Origin of the sequence: Curtobacterium sp. VKM Ac-1395 (assembly GCF_015350975.1) — a bacterium.
GTDB lineage: Bacteria > Actinomycetota > Actinomycetes > Actinomycetales > Microbacteriaceae > Curtobacterium.
The window spans coordinates 19,218-38,191 of record NZ_JADKRX010000002.1 but is presented as its reverse complement, the minus strand read 5'-3'; the positions used below and the strand labels follow the sequence as shown (position 1 = coordinate 38,191).

Here is an 18,974-nt window from a genome sequence, read left to right as displayed (position 1 = left end):
TGAGGAGTGGGCGATGCTGTACCAGACCACGTTCGAGGACCTCCGGTCCCGCATCAGCGCCGGCGAGTTCCCCGTCGGCCAGCGACTGCCGTCGGAGGCCGAGCTGCTCGCGCACTACGACGTCAGCGCGATCACCCTCCGCCGTGCCCTCGACATGCTCCGCGAAGCCGGGTACGTCGCGCGCCGTCCCCGTGTCGGCACGACGGTCGTCAGCGCCGAGCCGACCGCGCGGCAGCAGCCGACCGCGCACACGGAGATCGGCGTCGTCCTGACCAACTTCGACGACACGTTCGGGACTCGGGTGCTCGAGGGCATGCTCGACGAGGCCGGCGCCGAGACCGACGTCATCGTCAAGCGCACGCACGGCGACCACGACACCGAGGACGCCGCCATCCGTGCGCTCGCGCGCCGCGTGCACGGCCTGGTCGTCCTGCCGAGCAGCTCCGAGTTCATCCCACCGGCCGTGCTCGAACTCCTGCCGACGGGGTTCCCCGTGGTGATCCTCGACCGTCGCTACGAGGGCATCCCGGTGACGGACATCTCGACGGACAACATCGCGGCAGGCGCAGCGGCGACCGAGTACCTGTTCGACCTCGGACACCGCACGGTCGCACTCGTGACCTCGGACAGCCGCGTGACGTCGAACGACGACCGGCGGCGCGGCTGGGTCGGCGCGCACGCCCGCAAGGACAAGGCGCTCGACGACCGGCTCGCGTTCCACGACGTCGAGTCGACCCTCCCCGGTGCCACCGACCGTCCCGAGGACGACGTCGCCCGCCTGGCCGCGTTCGTCGAGGCGCATCCGGAGGCGACGGCGTTCGTCGCCGGTGAGTACAACATCGCACTGCTCCTGCGGGACGCACTGGAACGGGTCGGCAAGCGGGTGCCGGACGACGTCTCGATCGTCTGCTTCGACCACCCGGACGCCACGTTCGACCGTCGACTCTTCCGCTTCACGCACATCGCCCAGGACCAGCCGGGAGTCGGACGGCAGGCCGTGGCCCAGGTGCTGCGACAGGCACGAGGCGAGAGCGGCTCCCGGAAGATCCTCGTGCCTGCGCAGCTGGTGGACGGCCTGTCGACCGCGCCCCCGCCTACCGGTCGAGCCGCGCGCGCAGCTCGGTCGCCATCACGGCGCTGAGCTGGGTCGAGTACGGCACTGCACCGACGGGAGGCTCGCTCCAGTCGTTCGCGGCCGGCCGGTCGAGCTCCTCCGGGAACGCCCCCCAGAGCGCGTCGGTGCTGGCACGGACGAACGCCGTCAGGGCGACGCCGTCGGCGTCCCCGTCCGGCAGCCGCTCCAGGAGGAGCCCGAGGTACCGGTAGTACACGCCCTTGAACAGCCCTTCGTCGCCACCGTCGCCCTCCTGACGGAAGACGACCCCGTCGGACAGCTCGGTGACGGCGGTGCGGGCGGTCCGGACCGCGACCGCGAGGAGGTCGTTGTCCGGTCGGCGGTCGGCGAGCTCGACGGCGGCACCGACGTAGAGCCCCTGGTTGTACGTGAACCGCCACTGCGTGTCGACCCGGCCGTCCCCCTCGCGGTTGACGCCGTCCTCGACGAACCCGTCGGCATCGTCGACCAGGTGTTCGGTGAGCCAGTCGAACGCCGTCTCCGCGAACCGCAGGAACCGGTCGTCCCCGGTCACGCGGTGCAGCCGTGTGCCCAAGATCACGAGGGGTCCGTTCGCCGGGGTGTTCTTGTACGCGAGCTGCTGCTTCCGCCAGGCCAGACTCGTCCCGCCGTGGTCGTTCCACCCGTGCTCGACGACGTGGTCGAACAGCGCGACGGCGTCCTCGAGGTACCTCGGCTCCCCGGTCGCACCGTGCAGCCGCAGGGTCGCGAGGGCGAACCAGAGCATGTCGTCGAAGTAGTCGTTGAACAACGAGCCACCGTTCCGCTCGACGATGTTCCGGTGCACCGTCCTGGCCTGTTCGAGCCGGACCGGGTCGGCACTGCGCTCGTGGGCGTCGAGTCGGACGTCGAGGAGGTGGGCCAACCACCAGTAGTTGAACGTGCCGTCGTCGGCGTCCTCCACCGGCCAGGCGTTGTGGAGGTACTGCGGCCACGGGGCCCCGTAGAGCTGTTCGATGCTGTCCTGCATGCGGTCAGCGCGGTCTGCCCAGACGCCGGTGAGGATGTCGGTCATGTGCGGTTCTCCTGGAGGATCCGGTCGCCCTGCTTCGCTGCCTGGGCGAGTGCCTGCTTCGCGGTCAGCTGGCCGGACATGAACTTCTCGAGCGCGGGGGTGAGGGCCTTGCCCTCGACGTCGCTGTACCCGGGGACGTCCGGACGGACGGACGCGTAGTCGAGCGTCTTCACGAAGCCGGCGTACCGCGGCTCGTCGGTGAAGAACGGGTCGTTGGCCGAGGAGCGGTTGGCCGGGATCCACCCGGAGACCTTCGCGAAGTCCACGCCGTTCTCGGCCTTGGTTGCCCACCACTTCTCGAAGGCCCAGGCGCCGTCCGCCTGCTGCGCGCCGGTCGGGATCGCGAGTCCGAAGCCGCCCATCACGGCACCCTGGGCCCCGCCGGGTCCGGCGACCGATTCCGTCACGCCCCACTTCAGGCCGTCCGCCTTGTCGAGGTTCGGCACGTCCCACGGTCCGTCGTACTTCATCGCCGCCTCGCCGGCCGCGAAGACGTCGTTGGTGTCGCCGAAGCCGTTCGTGTAGACGCCGTCGTCCATCAGGCTCTTCCAGAAGTCGAGCACCTCGATGCCCTCGGGACTGTCGAAGGCCGTCGCCGTGCCGTCCTTCGTCAGGAGCTGCCCACCGGCCTGCTGGAGCCACATCGAGAACAGACCCGGGTCGTTCAGCATGAACCCGGACTGCTGCAGCTTACCGCCTCTGCTGACGGTCAGCTGCTTCGCGTCGGTCTTCAGCTCGTCCCACGTCGTCGGCGGCTGCAACCCGGCCTTCGCGAACAGGTCCTCGTTGTAGACGAGCGACCGGTTGTCGACGAGCAGCGGCAGACCGTAGAGCTTGCCGTCGTACCGCATCTCGGACAGGGCCTGCGGGTAGAAGTCCTTCGTGTCGACGTCGTCCTCCTCGACACGGTCGTCGATGGACTGCAGCGCCCCCTTCGGTGCGTAGAGCGAGGTCTGGTACCGGTCCCAGAGCACGAGGTCCGGCACCTTCCCGCCAGCGATCGCCGTGAGCAGCTTCTGCTCGACGAGCTCCTGCGGGACGTACTTGACCGTGTACTTCGTCTGCGCCTTGTTGAAGGCGCTGGTCATGGTGTTGATCTGGTCGACCTGGTCACCGGACCAGGAGCCCCACATGGTGACCTCCTGGCGGCCGTCAGCGCCGGTGGCGCCGGACGACCCGGAGTAACAGCCCGTGAGGACGAGCGCGGCTGCGGCGAGCGCGGCGGCTGCGCCGAGGAGACGACGTGACGTCATTGTCGTGTGCTTTCTGCTGTGTGGGGGCCGACAGACCGGCACCCCGAGGTGGACGGGATGAGCTACTTGGTGCCGGCGTGCGCGATGCCCTCGATGATCCAGCGCTGCGCGAGGATGAACACGACCAGGACGGGGAGCATCGTGATCACCGTCCCGGCCATCAGCGGGCCGTAGTTCGTCGTGTAGTTGTTGACGAACCCCGCGAGCCCGACCTGGACAGTCATCATCTTCGGGTCGTTGAGGACGATGAGCGGCCAGAGGAAGTTGTTCCAGCCGGCCTGGAAGCTGAGCAGGCCGAGCACGGCGAGCCCGGCTTTCGTGAGCGGGAAGTAGATGACCGCGAAGACACGGAACTCCCCAGCGCCGTCGATGCGGGCCGCTTCGCCGAGCTCGTCGGGCAGCGACTCGAAGAACTGCTTCATGAAGAAGACCGCGAACGCGCCGGCCGCCCCGGGGACGATGACGGCCCAGTAGGTGTTGATGAGCCCGAGGCCGCCGTTGCCGCCGACGCCGTTCCCACCGAGCAACGGGAAGTGTCGGAGGATGAGGAAGGTGGGGATCATCGTCACGATGCTCGGCACCATGAGCGACGACAGGAACGTGACGAACACGGCCTGACGCCCCGCGAACCGGAGCTTGGCGAGCGCGTACCCGGCGAGGGACCCGAAGAACAGGTTCGCCACGGCGCCACCGACCCCGAGGACGAGCGAGTTGACGAAGTAGCGACCGTACGGGACGGTCGTCACCGCCTGCACGTAGTTGTCGATGGTCGGGTTCTGCGGGATCAACGACAGCGAACTCGCGAGGATCTCCCCCGCGGGCTTGAGCGAGGTCGCCAGGGTCCAGACGAGCGGCGCGACCGTGACGATGCTCACGAGACAGACGCCCACCCACCAGGCGATCGTCTTCGTGCGACGGACGACGGCCGCTCGGCGCCGCAGGTGCTGTCGGTCGCGGTCGGTGAGCACGCCGGGCGTGGAACGGGTGGCGGTCGCGGTCATCGTTCGGTGTCCCGGTTCGTGAGGCGGGCGTTGACGAGGGAGAACGCGAGGATGACCACGAACAGGATGAACGAGAGCGCGGACGCGTAGCCCATCTGCAGCGACCCGAACCCGCGGTCGTAGATGTAGTAGACGATCGTGACGGTGGAGTTGCCCGGACCGCCCTTGGTGAGCACGTACGCCTGGTCGAAGACCTGGAACGCGTTGATGATGAGCAGTGTCGAGACGAGGAACGTGGTTCGTCGGATGCTCGGCACGACGACGTACCGGAAGACCTGCCAGGCGTTCGCGCCGTCGAGGCGTGCTGCTTCGCGGAGGTCCGGCGACACGCCCTGCAGCCCGCCGAGGAAGATCATCATGTTGCCGCCGAAGCCGGCCCACACGCTCATCATGACGATCGCGGACATGGCCCAGTGGGAGTCGTAGAGCCAGGCCGGTCCGTTGATGCCGAACCAGCTCAGCGCCTCGTTCAGCAAGCCGTGCTGCGGGTTGAGCACCCAGTACCAGATCGTCGCGGTCGCCACGGTGGACGAGACGACCGGGATGTAGAACAGCGTGCGGAAGACGCGCGCGCTGCGGGCGCTGCGGTTGAGCAGCAGCGCGGTGGCCATCGCGATGACGAGGCCGAGCGGCACGTACAGCACCGTGTAGAGCACGGTGTTGCGGAGCGCGATCCAGAAGAACGGGTCGGAGGCGATGCGGACGTAGTTGTCGAACCCGGTCCAGGTGAGCGGCCCGATGACGGCGTAGTCGCTCAGGCTCACGACGGCGGCGATGACGACCGGGCACGCCGTGAACAGCAGGAACAGGAGACCCGGCAGCGCGAGGAACACCCAGGCCGCACGGGTCTGCTGCTTGCGCGTCGCGCTGACGCCGCTCCCCCGTTCTACCCGCCGCCGCTTCGGGGACGCGACGTCGAGGGCATCATCGGCTTCGCCCGCGACGACGGCCTGCTCCTCGGGGGTCGTGACGACGCTCATCGGGCGCTCCGATCGGGCACCGGTGCCGCGGTGGTGCGCAGGCCGGCGAGGTCGAGCACGAACTCGCAGAACATCGCGTTGGCCCAGGAGAACCAGGGACGGGTGTAGGTGGCAGGGTCGTCGACGTCGAAGGACTCGTGCATGAGCTGTGTCCCGGCGTGGGTCGCACACAGCTGCCGCAGGACGTGGTCCCGTTCGTCGGCGTCGGTGGCGGTGAGCCCCTGGACGGCGAGGGCGATCGGCCAGACGTTGCGGCCGGGTGTGTGCGGGCTGCCGATGCCGCTGCCGGCCGCCCCGCTGAACCAGTACGGGTTCGTGGGCGAGAGCACGGCGGCACGGGTGCGCCGGTACAGCGGGTCGTCGCGGTCGCACCACCCGAGGACCGGCAGGGACAGCAGGCTCGGGACGTTCGCGTCGTCCATGAGCAGGGCGTCCCCGGTGCCGTCGACCTCGTAGGCCAGGACCGCGCCGTGGTCGGGGTGGTGGACCACGCCGTGTGTCCGGATGGCGTGGTCGATCTCGTCGGCGAGGGCTGTCGCCCGCCGTGCCAGGTCCTCGTCGTCGAGCACCGCCGCGCCGAGTTCGGCGACGTGTCGCAGCTCGGTGACGGCGAACGCGTTCCCCGGGACGTTGAAGCCCAGGGTCGTCGCGTCGTCGCTCGGCCGGAACGCACTCCAGGTCAGACCGGTCCGCACGGTGCGCGGGCCGCGTCCCTGGCGGACGAGCGTGTCACTCGGCAGCAGTGGGTCTGGTCGTTCGAACCGGTACGGCGAGCCTGCCTCGTGGTCCTGCTCGACGGTCCAGAGCGCGATCACCGCAGCAGCGACCTCGGCGAACCGGTCGAGGTGGTCGGTCCGCCCGGTGCGCGCCCAGAGGTCGTACGCAAGGCGGATCGGGTAGCAGAGCGAGTCGATCTCGTACTTGCGCTCCCAGACCCACGGGTCCATCGCCGTGTCGTCGTCGGCATGACCGGCACCATCGGGCGTGCGGTTGAAGGCGTTGGCGTAGGGGTCGACGAGGACGTACTCGAGCTGCCGCCGTGACACCGACGCCACGGTGTCGGCGAGCGCCTCGTCATCGGCGACGAAGTGCAGGTACGGCGTGAGCTGAGCGGTCGAGTCGCGCAGCCACATCGCCGGGATGTCGCCGGTGACCATGAAGGTCGTTCCGTCCGGCATGGCCGTCATCGTCGTCGACAGGGTGTTCGCGAAGCAGTTCGCAAACACCGCGCCGACGTCGGCCCCCATCCGGTCCTCGACCTGCTGGGCGACCCTGCCCACGAGGTCTGCATGTATCTGAGCCACGTTGCTCCCTTGACTTTCACTGGTACTGCTCCAACTATAGGGATTCGTCGAATCCACGCAAGAAGTAGTTCAAGTATACTTTTTGCGCCTGCACGCGGCAGGGTGGATCGGACCTCGGATCGAAGGAGATCCCATGCAGCACAGACTCGTCAGCCTGCTCGTGACCGGCGCCGTCGCGACGGCCACGCTCACCGGCGTGGGCATCGCGACCGACCCTGGCCGAGCCTCCGCCCTGACGACCACGCAGGCGACGGACGCGTACGACGCGTTCGTCGCCACCTACTGGGACGCGGACGCGAAGTACTTCACCACCTACAGCGACCGGCAGGTCCACCAGGAGCACGCGGTCGGCCCGCAGGGCGGGCTGTACACCGACTACTGGTGGGAGGCCCAGAACTGGGAGGCGGTGATGGACCGCTACGAACGCACCCACGACGCGGCGAGCCGGCAGATGATCGACGACGTGTTCGACGGCTGGCAGGCGGCGTACCCGGACTTCCGGCAGAACGACTGGAACGACGACATGGGCTGGTGGGCACGAGGCGCAGTCCGCGCGTACGAGCTCACCGGCGAGCAGCGGTTCCTCGACGAGTCGGAGGACATCTTCGGGTTCATCGCTCAGTACGAGGACTCCACGTACGGTGGCGGCATCTGGTGGAAGAACGTCGACGTCGGCGACGGGAGCAAGAACGAGAAGAACGTCGCGACGAACGGCACCGCCGTGCAGACCGCGCTCCGGCTCTACGCGGCGACCGGCGACACGACCTACCGGGACACGGCCGAACGCCTCTTCGCATGGCTGCAGACCGACTTCGACCGGAACGGGCACATCCGGGACCACGTCAGCGGCACCGGGCAGTTCACCGACTACGACTGGACCTACAACCAGGGGCAGTACGCCGGGGCCGCCCTGCAGATGTACCTGCTCACGAACGACCAGCAGTACCTCACCGCCGCCACCCGGTCGGTGGACTGGGCGATCGCGAACCTGACCGTCGCCGGCACCTTCGTCAACGAGGGCTCGAGCGACACGCAGGGCTTCAAAGCCATCCTCACGCGGGACATCCGAGACCTGATCGACGACGCCGGACAGACGCAGTACGAAGCAGTGCTGACCGCGAACGCGTCCCAGGCGGCCGCGCACGTCTCGCCCGAGCGGATCGGGGGACCCGACTGGACAGCGCCGACGCCGTCGATCGCCGCGTCACCGCAACAGTCCCTCGCGGCGTCGGCGACCGTCGCGGTGCTGCAGCAGGCCACGCCCGACGGCTCCACCGCCGTGGTGCAGGGCGACGGTGTGTACCAGGCCGAGAACGTCGACCACCCGGGCATCGGGAGCGAGTCGTCGAACGCCGGGTTCACCGGTCGCGGCTACCTCGCGGGGTGGAACGCCACAGGCACGACGGCGACCGCCCACGTGAACGTCGCCGCAGCCGGGACGCACACGCTCACGCTCCGGTACGCGGCGGCGGCCGGGACTGCGACCCGGACCGTGAGCGTCGGCGGTGGTACACCGGTCACCGTCACCTTCCCGGCGACCGGCTCGTGGTCGACATGGGCCACGGTCACGGTGCCCGTGCAGCTCGGCACCGGCTCGAACCCGGTGGCGATCAGCAACACCACCGACAGCGGGAACTACCTCAACCTGGACCGCATCACGGTCTCGCTCTGACCGCAGGAGCAGAAGACGAAGGCCCCCGCCGGATCCGGCGGGGGCCTTCGTGCTGGTGACCCCAGCGGGATTCGAACCCGCGTTACCGCCGTGAGAGGGCAGCGTACTAGGCCGCTATACGATGGGGCCGCGGCTGGCACGGAGGAACAGTGTTCCCATGCCTGTTGTCGGACTCGGAGCAAGTCACCTGTGGTGACCCCAGCGGGATTCGAACCCGCGTTACCGCCGTGAGAGGGCAGCGTACTAGGCCGCTATACGATGGGGCCGTTCCGACAACTCGACAAGTATGGCACAAGCGGCGCAGCCTGCCAAAACGCGGTGTGTCGCCCGGGTGCGCCACGGTGCGGCGAGCGCCTACGGTGGATCGATGACGGTGGACCGGGACGCCCGCGCACACGCGGTCCGCGTCGACGGCGTCCGTCCGGCCATGCTCCGCATCGGGCTGTCCGGCTGGCAGTACGACGGCTGGCGCGGCGACTTCTACCCGGAGCGCCTCGCGAAGCGCCGGTGGCTGGAGCACGTCGCGGAGCGCTTCCCGACGGTCGAGCTGAACGGCTCCTTCTACTCCCTGCAACGGCCGGAGCGGTACCGCGCCTGGCGGACGGTGACGGGCGCCCAGCCCTTCCGGTTCGCGGTCAAGGGCGGACGGTACGTGACCCACATGCTCCGGCTCCGGCACGTGCACACGGCGCTGGCGAACTTCTTCGCCTCGGGGCCGCTCGAGCTCGGCGACACGCTCGGCCCCGTGCTCTGGCAGCTGCCCGAGCGTCTGGCGCCGAGCCCCGAGCTCCTCGACACCTTCCTCGCGGAGCTCCCGACGACCCACGCTGCCGCCGCGGCGCTCGCCGCACAGCACGACGACAAGGTGCCGACGGCCTCGGTGGACCCGGTCGTCGCCCCGCAGACGACCATCCAGCACGCGCTCGAGATCCGGTCAGCCGCGGCGGACGCCGTCACCGACGAGCACCTCGAGGTCCTCCGTCGTCACCGCGTCGCACTCGTGGACTCACACGCCGGCGACTTCCCGCGGCACCGGCACGACACCGGTGCACCGATCGCGTACCTCCGGCTGCACGGAGCGCCCAGGACGTACCACGACGGCTACTTCGCGCAGGCGCTCGGCACGTGGGCGACGACGGTCCTCGAGCACCTCGACGCCGGACGGGACACCTACGTCTTCTTCGACAACGACGCCGAGCGCCACGCCCCCTGGGACGCGCTCGCCCTCGACCGGATCGTCGGCGAGCGCCTGCGGAGCCGGGCCGACCGACGGAGCCGGGCCGACTGGCGGTGCTGGGCCGCGCCTCCCGGCTGTCCTGGTGGTGACCAGCGTCAGATCGTGAGCGACTCGCCGGGCGCGAGCACGACGACCGAGCCGGTCGGGGCCACCGCCTCGCGGAGCCGGCCGAGGTGCATGGCGAAGCCGACGTCGGAGAGGGTGGCCTCGTGCACCGGGTACGCGCGGCGGGGTGCGACGGCGGCGACGAAGTCCATCATCTCGGCGACCTTGAGCCACGGGGCGCCGACGGGTGCGGCGAGGACCTCCACGGGTACGTCGGGGACCGTGTAGGCGTCGCCGGGGTGGAAGAGGCGCTCGTTGACCAGCACCCCGGTGTTGTCGACGACGGGGACCGAGCTGTGGATGACGTTGTGGCGGGTGCCGTGGAAGGTGAGCTCGAACGGGCCGACCGTGCGGTGGTCGCCGTCGGTGACGACCTCGACGGCGACGTCGGGCAGCACCCGGGCGACCCCGGCCGGGCCGAGGACGACGGCGCCGGGGTTGCGCCCGAGGATCCCGGCGACCTGTTCGGGCGTGACGTGGTCGGGGTGCTCGTGGGTGACGACGACGGCGACGACTCCGGTGGCCTCGACCGGGCGGGTGAAGCCGCCGGGGTCGATCACCAGGCGGGCGTCGCCGATGGTGACGACCTGGCAGGCGTGCTCGAGCTTGGTGACCTCCATGCGGGCGAGCGTACGCGGGGCGGACGCGGGGCGGACGCGCGGCGGGCGGCCGCGGGACGGCCTGCGGCTGGCGAGCGTGCGCGCGGCGGGCGGCCGCGGGGCTGCCTGCGGCCTCCGTGGCGCTGGCTGGCCCCGCACCACGAGCGTCGGCTCGAACCACGGTCTTCGGTGGCGCGAGCCGACCTCGGTTGTGCGACGCCGTCCCGCGCCACGGCCACGGCCACGGCCCCGACCCTGGAACCCCCGCCACGGCCCCGGCACCCCACGCCCACGCCCTACCGCGGCGGCGGCCCGGTCGTCCCCCGCACCACCAGCGTCGCGAGCGCGGGCGGCACGACTCCGGGCCGAGCCCCGTCGACCTCGGCGAGCACCGCGCACGCAGCCGTCCGCCCCTGCGCCTCGGGGTCCTGCGCGATGGTCGTCAGACCCACGGCAGCGCCGTACTCGTGTCCGTCGATGCCGATCACGGACAGCTCACCGGGCACCGCGATCCCGAGCCGCCGCGCCGCGAGCAGCACCCCGAGCGCCATCTCGTCCGAGGCGCAGAACACCGCGGTGGGACGCTCCGACGCGGACGCGGACCCGGCCCCGGCCCCGGCCCTGGCCCCGGACCCGGACCCGGACCCGGCGAGCAGCAGCCCGCCGGCTGCCGCTCCCCCGGCGAACGAGAACCGTCCGTCCACCAGCCACGACGGCGGCACGTGCACGCCGGCGCCGGCCATGGCGTCGAGGAACCCGTCCCGCCGTCGGAACGGCACGGCGACGTTCATGCCGGCCTCGTCCTGCCCGCCGACGTACGCGATGCGCCGGTGTCCGAGCCCGAGCAGGTGCCCGACCGCGGTGGCCGCGACCGCGACGTCGTCGACCCCGACGTTCCGGAGTCCGGGAGTTGGTCCCCCGATCACGATCATCGGGTGCCGGGTGAGCTCCAGTTCGGAACGCTCCGTCTCGTCGAGCACGAGCGACAGCAGCACGAGCGCGTCGACCCGGTGCCGCAGCATGGACCGTCGGAACGCCCGGTCCCGGTCACCGCCCGGGCCGCCGAGGTTGTAGAGCACCAGGTCGTACCCGGCCCGGCGCAGCTCCGCGTCGACGCCGCCGATGGCCTTGGCGTAGAACCACCGGTCGATGACCGGCACGACGACGCCGACCGCGCGCTGCCGTCCGGTGGCCAGGCCGGCCGCCGCGGAGCTCGGCACGTACCCGAGCTCGTCGGCGACCCGCCGCACGTGGTCGACGGTCGTGTCCGCCACCGACGGCAGCCCGCGCAGTGCGCGGGACACCGTCGCCTTCGACAGTCCGGTGACGGTCGCGATCTCCTGGATCCCCACGCGGTGCCCCGACCGGGAGGCTCGTCAGCCGTCCGACGCGCGCGTCGCGCCCGCGGCGACCCGGCTCACGGCCGCCGGCGACGGGTCCGACGTCACCACCGTCCGCCGGAGCACCCGGACCCGCCAGCGGTCGAGCACGACGACGACGAGGACCAGCACGAGGAGCGTCAGCGCCCAACCGAGCGCCGGCCGACCGGTCAGCTCGCAGGCGACGGTGACGACGAGGAACACGACTCCGAAGAAGCCGACGAAGCCCATGGCCTCCTCGATCGCTGCCGTCGGGCGACGGGGTGCCTTCAGCGCCACGGCCGTCAGCCCTTCACGCCGCCGGCGGTGAGCCCCGCCACGATGCGCCGCTGGAACACGAGCACGAGGATGACGAGCGGGATCGTGACGATCGTCCCCGCGGCCATCACCGCGGTGTACGGCTCCTGGTGCGGCTGGGACCCGGCGAAGGACGCGATCGCGACGGTGACCGGCTGGGTGGCGTCGCTCGAGAGCTGGGACGAGATGAGGTACTCGTTCCAGGACGAGATGAACGCCAGGATCGCCGTCGTGAACACCGCGGGGGCGGCCAGCGGCAGGATGATCCGGCGGAACGCCTGCACGCGGGTGCAGCCGTCGATCCGGGCGGCCTCCTCGAGGTCCCACGGCATCTCGCGGAAGAACGACGCCAGCGTGTAGACCGTCAGCGGCAGCACGAACGAGATGCTCGGCAGGATCAGCGCCTGGTACGAGCCCATCCACCCGATGTCGGTGAAGAGCTGGAACAGCGGCGAGATCAGCGCGACGCCCGGGAACATCGACGCGGCCAGGATCGCGCCGGCGATGAGGGACTTGCCGCGGAACTCGAGCCGGGCCAGGGCGTAGGCGGCCGTGGTGCCGACGAGCAGCGCGATGACCGTCACGACCGCGCCGATGAACACGCTGTTGAGCAGCGCGCGGCCCAGGTGGTTGCCGAGGGCCGTCGAGAACGCCGTCGCGTAGTTGTCGAGCGTCACGTGCGTGAACCACGGCGTCGGGTCGAACGTGTACCCGACGTCCCGGAAGCTCGTGACGATCATCCAGTAGAAGGGCAGGAGGCACCACACGGCGATGACGAGCGCCTGGATCGCCGTGCGGACCCGGGGGCCGGTGTGCCGCTTGACGCGCACGTCACTGGTGTCGACGGCGCGGTCGCGGGACCGGGCGGAGGCGCGGGGTCGGTCTGCTGCGAGGGTCACTTGAGTTCACCCTTCTGCTGGGCTGCCTGGGTCTGCACGACGTTCGCCCCGAGGAACCGGACGAACACGAACGCGACGAGGAAGACGATGACGAAGGTGATCGTGGACAGTGCCGACGCGGCGTTGAAGCCCTGCCGGATTTGGTCCACGACGAGCACCGAGAGGGAGACCGTGGCGTTGCCGGAACCACCGCCGCCGCCGGTCATGATGGCGATGAGGTCGTAGATGCGGAGTGCGTCGAGCACGCGGAACAGCACGGCCACCATGAGCGCGGGTCGGACGAGCGGGAGCGTGATGAGCAGGAAGCGCTGCATCGTCGAGGCGCCGTCCATCTTGCTCGCCTCGTAGACCTCGTCCGGGATGAGCTGCAGCCCGGCCAGGATGAGCAGCGCCATGAACGGCGTCGTCTTCCAGGTGTCCGCGATGACGATCGCGAACCGGGACGCCCACTCGTCGGAGAACCAGAGCACCTGGTGTCCGATGACGTGGTTGAGCACGCCGTTCGCGTCGAAGATGAAGTACCAGAGCTTCGCGGTGACGGCGGTCGGGATGGCCCACGGCACCAGGATCGCGGCACGGACGAGTGCTCGGCCCTTGAAGTTCCGGTTCATGATGATGGCCATCCACAGCCCGATCACGGTCTCGAGCACGACCGTGACGACGGTGAAGAAGAACGTGTTGCCGAACGCCACCCAGAACTGCGAGCCGAGGCTGCCGGGTGGGCAGGTGACGTCGCCGCACCGCTGTCCGAGCCAGTGCACGTAGTTGGTGACGCCCGCGAAGCCGCCGGCGACGAACAGGCCGGTCGCCTTGTCGAGGCCGGCGTCGAGCTGGAACGACTGGATGACCGCGCTGACGACGGGGTAGCCGATGACGATGGCGAGGAGCAGGATCGTCGGGCCGATGAGGTACACGGCCCATCGGCCGTGCTCCGCGTTGAGCCCGCCCTTCCGCCGCTTCCGCGGCTCCATCCCCTGGGGGTTCGGGATGGCTGCGGGGATCTCGGTTGCTGCTGACACTGACGGCCTCCTTGCCGGTGTCGGAACTCCTTGAGGAACGGACTGGGCCCACGCCGCCGGTTCCCGGCCGTCGCGCCAGCGACGGCCGGGCCGTGCCGGTGGGGGGAGGCTCGTGGCGGCGTCGCCACGAGCCTCCAGTCCGATGCGGCGTGAGCCGCTAGTTGCTGCTGGTCGCCGACTTCAGGGCGGCGTCCATGTCCTTCGTGGCCTCGTCCACGCTCTTCGAGCCCTTGAGCGCGGCGTACGTGTTGTCCTGGATCGCCTTGGTCACCGCCGGGTAGAAGGGCGTCACCGGGCGGGGCTCGGCGCTCTTGATCGACTCCAGCAGCGTGGGCAGGTACGGCAGCTTCGCCGTCAGCTCGGAGTCCGTGTAGAGGTCACCGACGACCGGGGCGAGCGAGCCCTGCGTCGCGAAGAACTTCTGCGTGTCGTTCGAGATCAGGAACTCGAGGAAGTCGTGCGCCGTCGCCTTGTGCTTCGAGTAGACGCTGATCGCCGCGTTGTGCCCGCCGAGGGTCGACGCACCGACGCCGTCCGCACCCGGGATCGGGGCGATGCCGAAGGTGTCCTTGACCTTCGAGGAGCCGTCGGTCTTGGCGAGGTTGTAGACGTAGGGCCAGTTGCGCAGGAACAGGAGCTTGCCGTCCTCGAACGCGGTGCGGCCCTGCTCCTCCTGGTACGTGATCGCCTCGGCCGGGATGTTGCCGTCCTTGAACGCGTCGACCAGGTTCTGCAGGCCGGCCTTGGCCTTCGACGTGTCGACGTCCGGGGCGCCCTTCGCGTTCAGGATCGAGCCGCCGGAGCCGTTCACGGCCTCCGAGGCGTTCACCGTCAGGCCCTCGTACTTGGCGAACTGGCCGGCGTAGCAGCCGATGCCGGCGTCCTTCGCGATCGAGCAGTCCTTCATCATCTCCGCCCAGGTGGTGGGCGGGGTCTTGACGAGGTCCTTGCGGTAGTAGAGCAGCGCACCGTCGGAGGTCTGCGGGGCCGCGTAGAGGGTGTCGTTGTACGTCGCCGTCTTCACGGTCGACGGCAGCAGCTTCGACGTGTCGATCGCCATGTCGCCGGTGAGCGGCGTGAGCCAGCTCTTCGCGGCGAACTCCGCCGTCCACACCACGTCGACGTCCACCACGTCGTAGCCGTCGTCCTTCGCCTGGAAGTGCTGCACGAGGTCGTCGTGCTGCTGGTCGGCCTGGTCGGACTGCTCCTTGAAGGTGACCTTCTCGTCGGGGTGGGCCTTGTTCCACTTGGCGATCAGCGGACGGACCACGTTCGAGTTGTCCTTGCCCTGCACGTAGGTGATCGGACCGCGGCTGTCCTGACCGCTCTTCGCGTCGTCCGAGGCCGAGCTCCCGCTCGAGCAGCCGGCCAGTGCCAGGCCGATCACGGCGATCCCGGCCACCGATGCAAGACGCATCTTCTCGCGTGTGTTCTTCACGGCGTTGTCTCCTCATCGAGATCACCAGGCAGCGCCCGTCGAGTCGCGACGGCACCGGCCTGGAGCAGGCGACGCTGCCTGCTGGGCGGTGACGCTACGCCCGGTCCACAGCCTGCGCAACCGGTTGCACCGGGTCCGTGACCTGAGTGTGACCTTCGGATCGGCGGGGAGTTCGCCGGTGAGCGCTCACTCCACGAGGGGCCTGCGGAACCCCGCATGAACCCCGCCACGGACTCCGCCTTCCGTTGTCCGCAGGATGGGGGAACCGTAGCGTCCCCCTCATGGTCTCCCTCCCAGCCGTCAACGTGCCCGGCCCGCGCCGTGTCATCGGCATCAACCTCGACGCTCCCCTGCCCGAGCTCGTCGCGGACGAGACCGGTGCCTCCGCGCTGGTCATCGGCTACCGCGACGGGTACCCGGTCACCACCCTCGACCTCCTGCTCACCGCCGACCCGGCCGACGCCTCCCGTGCGCTCGCGCCGCTGGTCTCCTCCATGGTCGAGGAGGGCGCCTTCGACGACCACGCCCCCGTGTCCGACGACGACCTGCCGACGATCTCCGTCGTGGTCTCCACCGTCGTCGACCGCGTCGAGGACCTCGGGAAGCTGCTCGACGTGCTCGAGCACCTCGACTACCCGCGCCACGAGGTCGTCCTCGTCGACAACCGCGTGAAGCTCCCCGACATCGACGCGCTGCCCGGCATGCTCGAGGGCCGCAACGTCCGGCTGGTCACCGAGCGACGCCCGGGGCTCTCCGCCGGGCGCAACGCCGGTGTGGCCGCCGCGACCGGTGAGGTCATCGCGTTCACCGACGACGACGTCCGCGTCGACCCGCAGTGGCTCCGCGCGATCGGCACCCGGTTCGTCCGCGAGCCCGGCCTCGACGCGGTCACCGGTGTCATCCTGCCCGTCGAGCTGACCACCCCGGCGCAGATCTGGTACGAGGCGTACTACGGCGGCTTCAGCGCCGAGCGCACCTTCGCCCCCGTCACGATCGTCCCCGACGACGTCAAGGGCGCGATGCGGCACGCCCGTGTCTCCGCCGTGCGTCCCGACGGGACCGTCCGGAAGACCTTCGCCGTGTACGGCATCGGTGCGTACGGTGCCGGCGCGAACATGGCGTACCGCCGCTCCCTCATCGACACCGTCGGCGGGTTCGACACCACGCTCGGCGCCGGCTCCCCCGCCCGCGGCGGCGAGGACCTGGCGATGTTCATCGAGACGCTCTGGCGCGGTGGCCGCATCGGCTTCGAGCCGAAGGCCGTCGTGCACCACCGGCACCGCCAGACCGTCGAGGACCTGCACAAGCAGCTCCACGGCAACGGCGTCGGGTTCACCGCGCTCATGTGCGCGCTCGCCGCGAAGGACAAGCGCCACCTGACGGTGCTCGCGCGCCTGATGCCGCTCGCCGCGAAGGTCAAGGCGAAGCAGATGGCGTCGCGGCTCGCCGGTCGTCGTGACGCGGCCGCCGAGACCACGAACGAGGCCTCGACCACGCGCATCCCGCGGTCCCTGGCGTACCACGAGCTCCGCGGCTTCCCGGCCGGTCCCGCCGCCTGGTACCGCAGCCGTCGCCGCTGGCGTGACGTGGAGGCCGGGCGCTTCCGCGCGTAGGGCGCGTGCAGCGCTGCTGCTGCCCCTGCGTAGACCGGCCGACGCCGGGGTCCTCGTGACCCCGGCGTCGTCGTGCGTGGGGCGGGCGGTGGCGCTGCGCTGTCGTTCGACGACGACGCTGTCGGTCCGAGTCGAGACCGGCACGGGCGTGACGGCGGGCGCCGCGCGCGTGCGACATCATCGCTGTCGTGCGACGTCGACGATGTCGCGCGGCGCGGGATCGCGCTGCGGCCCCAGCCGCCAGCGACACCACCGCTGTCGTACGACGACCACGATGTCGCTCGGCGCGGGATCACGCTGCGGCCCCAGCCGCCAGCGACACCACCGCTGTCGTACGACGTCCACGATGTCGCGTGGAGTCGATCCGGGCGCATGCTCCGACGTCGCGCGAGTCGAACGACGCGTGCGGTGTCGGACGATGCACACGCACGACATGCGCCCGCATCAGACGACATCGCACGAGTCGAACGACGCATGAGCTGTCGGACCATGCACACGCACCACATGCGCCCGCATCAGACGACACCATCGCTGTCGTACGACGACCACGATGTCGTTCCGAGTCCGATCAGCGGAGCGGAGCGGAGCGGAGCGAAGCGGACCAGCGGAGCCGATCAGCGAGTCAGACCGTCAGCGGACGGACGGACGGGCGGACGGACCGCCCCGCGCCTCAGCCCCGCCGCGACCGCAGCCGGCCGAGCAGGTACCGCCACGGCCCGCCGAGCGCCGCGACGAGCTCGACGCGCTTGAGCCCGGCGGTGGCAGCGCGGAACTCCTCGTCCACGGGCCACCCGCCCACGGCGTCAACGGCGGCCGACACCTGGTCGGTCCCGGCACCCTGGCCGAGCGCCCCGAGCTGCTTCAGCGCACCGGTCGCCCGGCGGAACACGGCGAGGGCCGTCGCGGGGCGGAACATCAGCTTCGTGACCCAGGCGCCGAGCCCGGTGCCGTACCCGAGCGCCTGCGACCGCAGGGCCGCCCGGTCGGAACGGTGCCGGTGCCACACGAAGGCGGAGGGCTCCACGGCGAGCGCCCCGCCCGAGAGCAGCACGCGGGTGAACAGGTCGGGGTCCTCGCCCGCGCGGGACGGGGTCCCCGGGCCGAGGGCGACGTCGAACCCGCCGAGGGCGAGTGCGGGCTCGCGTCGGAGCGACATGTTCGCGCCGGTGCCGAACGCACCGACGGAGAACGGGAACAGCGGCAGGTCGGCGGGCGGCGTCGCGGTGCGGAACACCCGGCGCTCGAGGTTCCGCGCCCAGGTCACCCGCTCGTCGAAGTACCGCTGCGTGGGGGTCCGCAGCTCGCCGCTCGGCACGAGTCCGGTCACGCAGACGACGTCCGCGTCGCGGGCGAAGGCGTCGGCGACGCCGGCGAGCCAGGACCGGTCGACGACGACGTCGTCGTCGACGAAGGCGACCACGCTGCCGGAGGCGAGGGCGAGACCGGCGTTCCGTGCGCGGGAGACGCCGGGTCGGGCCTCCAGGACGTAGTGGACGCGCGGGTCCGCGAACGACGCGACCACGTCGCGGGTCGCGGTGGTGGACGGGGCGTTGTCGACGACGAAGACCTCGAAGTCGTCGTACGCCGACGCCAGGACGGACTGCACGCAGGTGCGGACGTCGTCGGGACGGTCGCGGGTGCCGATGACGACGGAGACGCGGCCGACCGGCGTGCCGGCGGGGCCGGACGGGAGGCTCGTGGTGCGGAGCGCGTCGAGGGCCGGTCCCAGCTCGGCCAGGTCCACGTCGCCGCTGGCGTCGACGGCCACGTCGACGAAGCCGGCGACCTCGCGGCCGTCACGGACGAGCAGGCGGGCGCGGCGGAAGCCGGCGGCACCGGCGAGCTCGACGGCGGACGCCGCGAGCGCCTCCTGCCGGTCGACGGCGCCGACCCAGGCCGCACCGGCCCACGCCGGGGCGTCGGGCGAGGGCATGGCGGGCGTGATCGTGAGCACACGGGTCGTGGTCGCCTGGGGGTCGGTCATGTCGTCGATGCTCCGGTGGCCGGGGGGCGGGGTCAACGCCGCTG

The 18,974-nt window shown here is 70.7% G+C and carries 15 protein-coding genes, 2 tRNA genes and 1 pseudogene; 4 read left to right on the top strand and 14 right to left on the bottom strand.

Going from position 1 to position 18,974, the window contains the following annotated elements:
* The first annotated feature begins 13 nt into the window (after positions 1-13).
* A complete protein-coding gene (locus tag ITJ68_RS04855; RefSeq protein ID WP_194660223.1) occupies positions 14-1,141 on the top strand; it encodes a GntR family transcriptional regulator in 1,128 nt (375 codons plus the stop codon).
* On the opposite strand, the gene ITJ68_RS04850 is transcribed toward ITJ68_RS04855, so the two are convergent.
* The 5 genes from ITJ68_RS04850 to ITJ68_RS04830 form a co-directional block, all read right to left on the bottom strand.
* Positions 1,095-2,150, bottom strand: a complete 1,056-nt coding sequence (locus ITJ68_RS04850) for a glycoside hydrolase family 76 protein (protein ID WP_194660222.1) — start codon at positions 2,148-2,150, stop codon at positions 1,095-1,097. The two genes, ITJ68_RS04855 and ITJ68_RS04850, sit on opposite strands and share 47 nt — an antisense overlap.
* Positions 2,147-3,403 carry an ABC transporter substrate-binding protein gene (locus ITJ68_RS04845; RefSeq protein WP_194660221.1) on the bottom strand — a complete coding sequence of 419 codons (1,257 nt, stop codon included), beginning with the start codon at positions 3,401-3,403 and terminating at the stop codon, positions 2,147-2,149. The genes ITJ68_RS04850 and ITJ68_RS04845 overlap by 4 nt, the downstream gene beginning before the upstream one ends.
* Before the next feature lie 62 nt (positions 3,404-3,465).
* Positions 3,466-4,404, bottom strand: a complete 939-nt coding sequence (locus tag ITJ68_RS04840; protein ID WP_194660220.1) for a carbohydrate ABC transporter permease — start codon at positions 4,402-4,404, stop codon at positions 3,466-3,468.
* Positions 4,401-5,384: a carbohydrate ABC transporter permease gene (locus ITJ68_RS04835; protein ID WP_194660219.1), complete on the bottom strand. Its 984-nt coding sequence runs from the start codon at positions 5,382-5,384 to the stop codon at positions 4,401-4,403. The genes ITJ68_RS04840 and ITJ68_RS04835 overlap by 4 nt, the downstream gene beginning before the upstream one ends.
* Positions 5,381-6,688: a glycoside hydrolase family 125 protein gene (locus ITJ68_RS04830; protein WP_323743220.1), complete on the bottom strand. Its 1,308-nt coding sequence runs from the start codon at positions 6,686-6,688 to the stop codon at positions 5,381-5,383. Before ITJ68_RS04830 ends, ITJ68_RS04835 begins: the two co-directional genes overlap by 4 nt.
* Before the next feature lie 133 nt (positions 6,689-6,821).
* On the opposite strand from ITJ68_RS04830, the gene ITJ68_RS04825 reads away from it, so the two are divergent.
* Positions 6,822-8,360 carry a glycoside hydrolase family 76 protein gene (locus tag ITJ68_RS04825; RefSeq protein ID WP_194660218.1) on the top strand — a complete coding sequence of 513 codons (1,539 nt, stop codon included), beginning with the start codon at positions 6,822-6,824 and terminating at the stop codon, positions 8,358-8,360.
* 53 nt (positions 8,361-8,413) lie between these two features.
* Here ITJ68_RS04825 and ITJ68_RS04820 read toward each other — a convergent pair.
* A tRNA-Glu gene (locus ITJ68_RS04820) sits at positions 8,414-8,489 on the bottom strand.
* A gap of 61 nt (positions 8,490-8,550) precedes the next feature.
* Positions 8,551-8,626, bottom strand: a tRNA-Glu gene (locus ITJ68_RS04815).
* 20 nt (positions 8,627-8,646) lie between these two features.
* On the opposite strand from ITJ68_RS04815, the pseudogene ITJ68_RS04810 reads away from it, so the two are divergent.
* Positions 8,647-9,582, top strand: a pseudogene (locus ITJ68_RS04810) (DUF72 domain-containing protein); the annotation flags it as partial.
* Between the two features lie 110 nt (positions 9,583-9,692).
* Here the strand turns inward: ITJ68_RS04810 and ITJ68_RS04805 are convergent.
* From ITJ68_RS04805 to ITJ68_RS04780, 6 genes are all read right to left on the bottom strand, one after another.
* Positions 9,693-10,322, bottom strand: a complete 630-nt coding sequence (locus ITJ68_RS04805) for an MBL fold metallo-hydrolase (protein WP_194660217.1) — start codon at positions 10,320-10,322, stop codon at positions 9,693-9,695.
* A gap of 275 nt (positions 10,323-10,597) precedes the next feature.
* A complete protein-coding gene (locus tag ITJ68_RS04800; RefSeq protein WP_194660216.1) occupies positions 10,598-11,653 on the bottom strand; it encodes a LacI family DNA-binding transcriptional regulator in 1,056 nt (351 codons plus the stop codon).
* A 24-nt stretch (positions 11,654-11,677) separates the two neighbouring features.
* Positions 11,678-11,959 carry a hypothetical protein gene (locus tag ITJ68_RS04795; RefSeq protein WP_194660215.1) on the bottom strand — a complete coding sequence of 94 codons (282 nt, stop codon included), beginning with the start codon at positions 11,957-11,959 and terminating at the stop codon, positions 11,678-11,680.
* Positions 11,960-11,964: 5 nt separating this feature from the next.
* The gene (locus ITJ68_RS04790) at positions 11,965-12,807 is read right to left on the bottom strand and encodes a carbohydrate ABC transporter permease (protein WP_071273062.1); all 843 of its coding nucleotides are present in this window, start codon (positions 12,805-12,807) and stop codon (positions 11,965-11,967) included.
* Between the two features lie 65 nt (positions 12,808-12,872).
* Positions 12,873-13,895: a carbohydrate ABC transporter permease gene (locus ITJ68_RS04785; protein WP_416354635.1), complete on the bottom strand. Its 1,023-nt coding sequence runs from the start codon at positions 13,893-13,895 to the stop codon at positions 12,873-12,875.
* 157 nt (positions 13,896-14,052) lie between these two features.
* Positions 14,053-15,312 (bottom strand): ABC transporter substrate-binding protein, encoded by a 1,260-nt coding sequence (locus tag ITJ68_RS04780; RefSeq protein WP_194660781.1) that lies wholly within the window; start codon positions 15,310-15,312, stop codon positions 14,053-14,055.
* A 302-nt stretch (positions 15,313-15,614) separates the two neighbouring features.
* Here ITJ68_RS04780 and ITJ68_RS04775 point away from each other — a divergent pair, with 302 nt between their 5' ends.
* Positions 15,615-16,946 carry a glycosyltransferase gene (locus tag ITJ68_RS04775; RefSeq protein WP_194660214.1) on the top strand — a complete coding sequence of 444 codons (1,332 nt, stop codon included), beginning with the start codon at positions 15,615-15,617 and terminating at the stop codon, positions 16,944-16,946.
* Between the two features lie 670 nt (positions 16,947-17,616).
* Here ITJ68_RS04775 and ITJ68_RS04770 read toward each other — a convergent pair.
* A complete protein-coding gene (locus ITJ68_RS04770; protein WP_194660213.1) occupies positions 17,617-18,930 on the bottom strand; it encodes a glycosyltransferase family 2 protein in 1,314 nt (437 codons plus the stop codon).
* Positions 18,931-18,974 lie beyond the last annotated feature (44 nt).

Bases quoted from the DNA above. Each gene is read 5' to 3' on its own strand.
- ITJ68_RS04770 (WP_194660213.1), bottom strand. From the start codon at position 18,930: ATGACCGACCCCCAGGCGACCACGACCCGTGTGCTCACGATCACGCCC.
- ITJ68_RS04775 (WP_194660214.1), top strand. From the start codon at position 15,615: ATGGTCTCCCTCCCAGCCGTCAACGTGCCCGGCCCGCGCCGTGTCATC.
- ITJ68_RS04835 (WP_194660219.1), bottom strand. From the start codon at position 5,384: ATGAGCGTCGTCACGACCCCCGAGGAGCAGGCCGTCGTCGCGGGCGAA.
- ITJ68_RS04840 (WP_194660220.1), bottom strand. From the start codon at position 4,404: ATGACCGCGACCGCCACCCGTTCCACGCCCGGCGTGCTCACCGACCGC.
- ITJ68_RS04780 (WP_194660781.1), bottom strand. From the start codon at position 15,312: ATGCGTCTTGCATCGGTGGCCGGGATCGCCGTGATCGGCCTGGCACTG.
- ITJ68_RS04805 (WP_194660217.1), bottom strand. From the start codon at position 10,322: ATGGAGGTCACCAAGCTCGAGCACGCCTGCCAGGTCGTCACCATCGGC.
- ITJ68_RS04825 (WP_194660218.1), top strand. From the start codon at position 6,822: ATGCAGCACAGACTCGTCAGCCTGCTCGTGACCGGCGCCGTCGCGACG.
- ITJ68_RS04855 (WP_194660223.1), top strand. From the start codon at position 14: ATGCTGTACCAGACCACGTTCGAGGACCTCCGGTCCCGCATCAGCGCC.
- ITJ68_RS04845 (WP_194660221.1), bottom strand. From the start codon at position 3,403: ATGACGTCACGTCGTCTCCTCGGCGCAGCCGCCGCGCTCGCCGCAGCC.
- ITJ68_RS04850 (WP_194660222.1), bottom strand. From the start codon at position 2,150: ATGACCGACATCCTCACCGGCGTCTGGGCAGACCGCGCTGACCGCATG.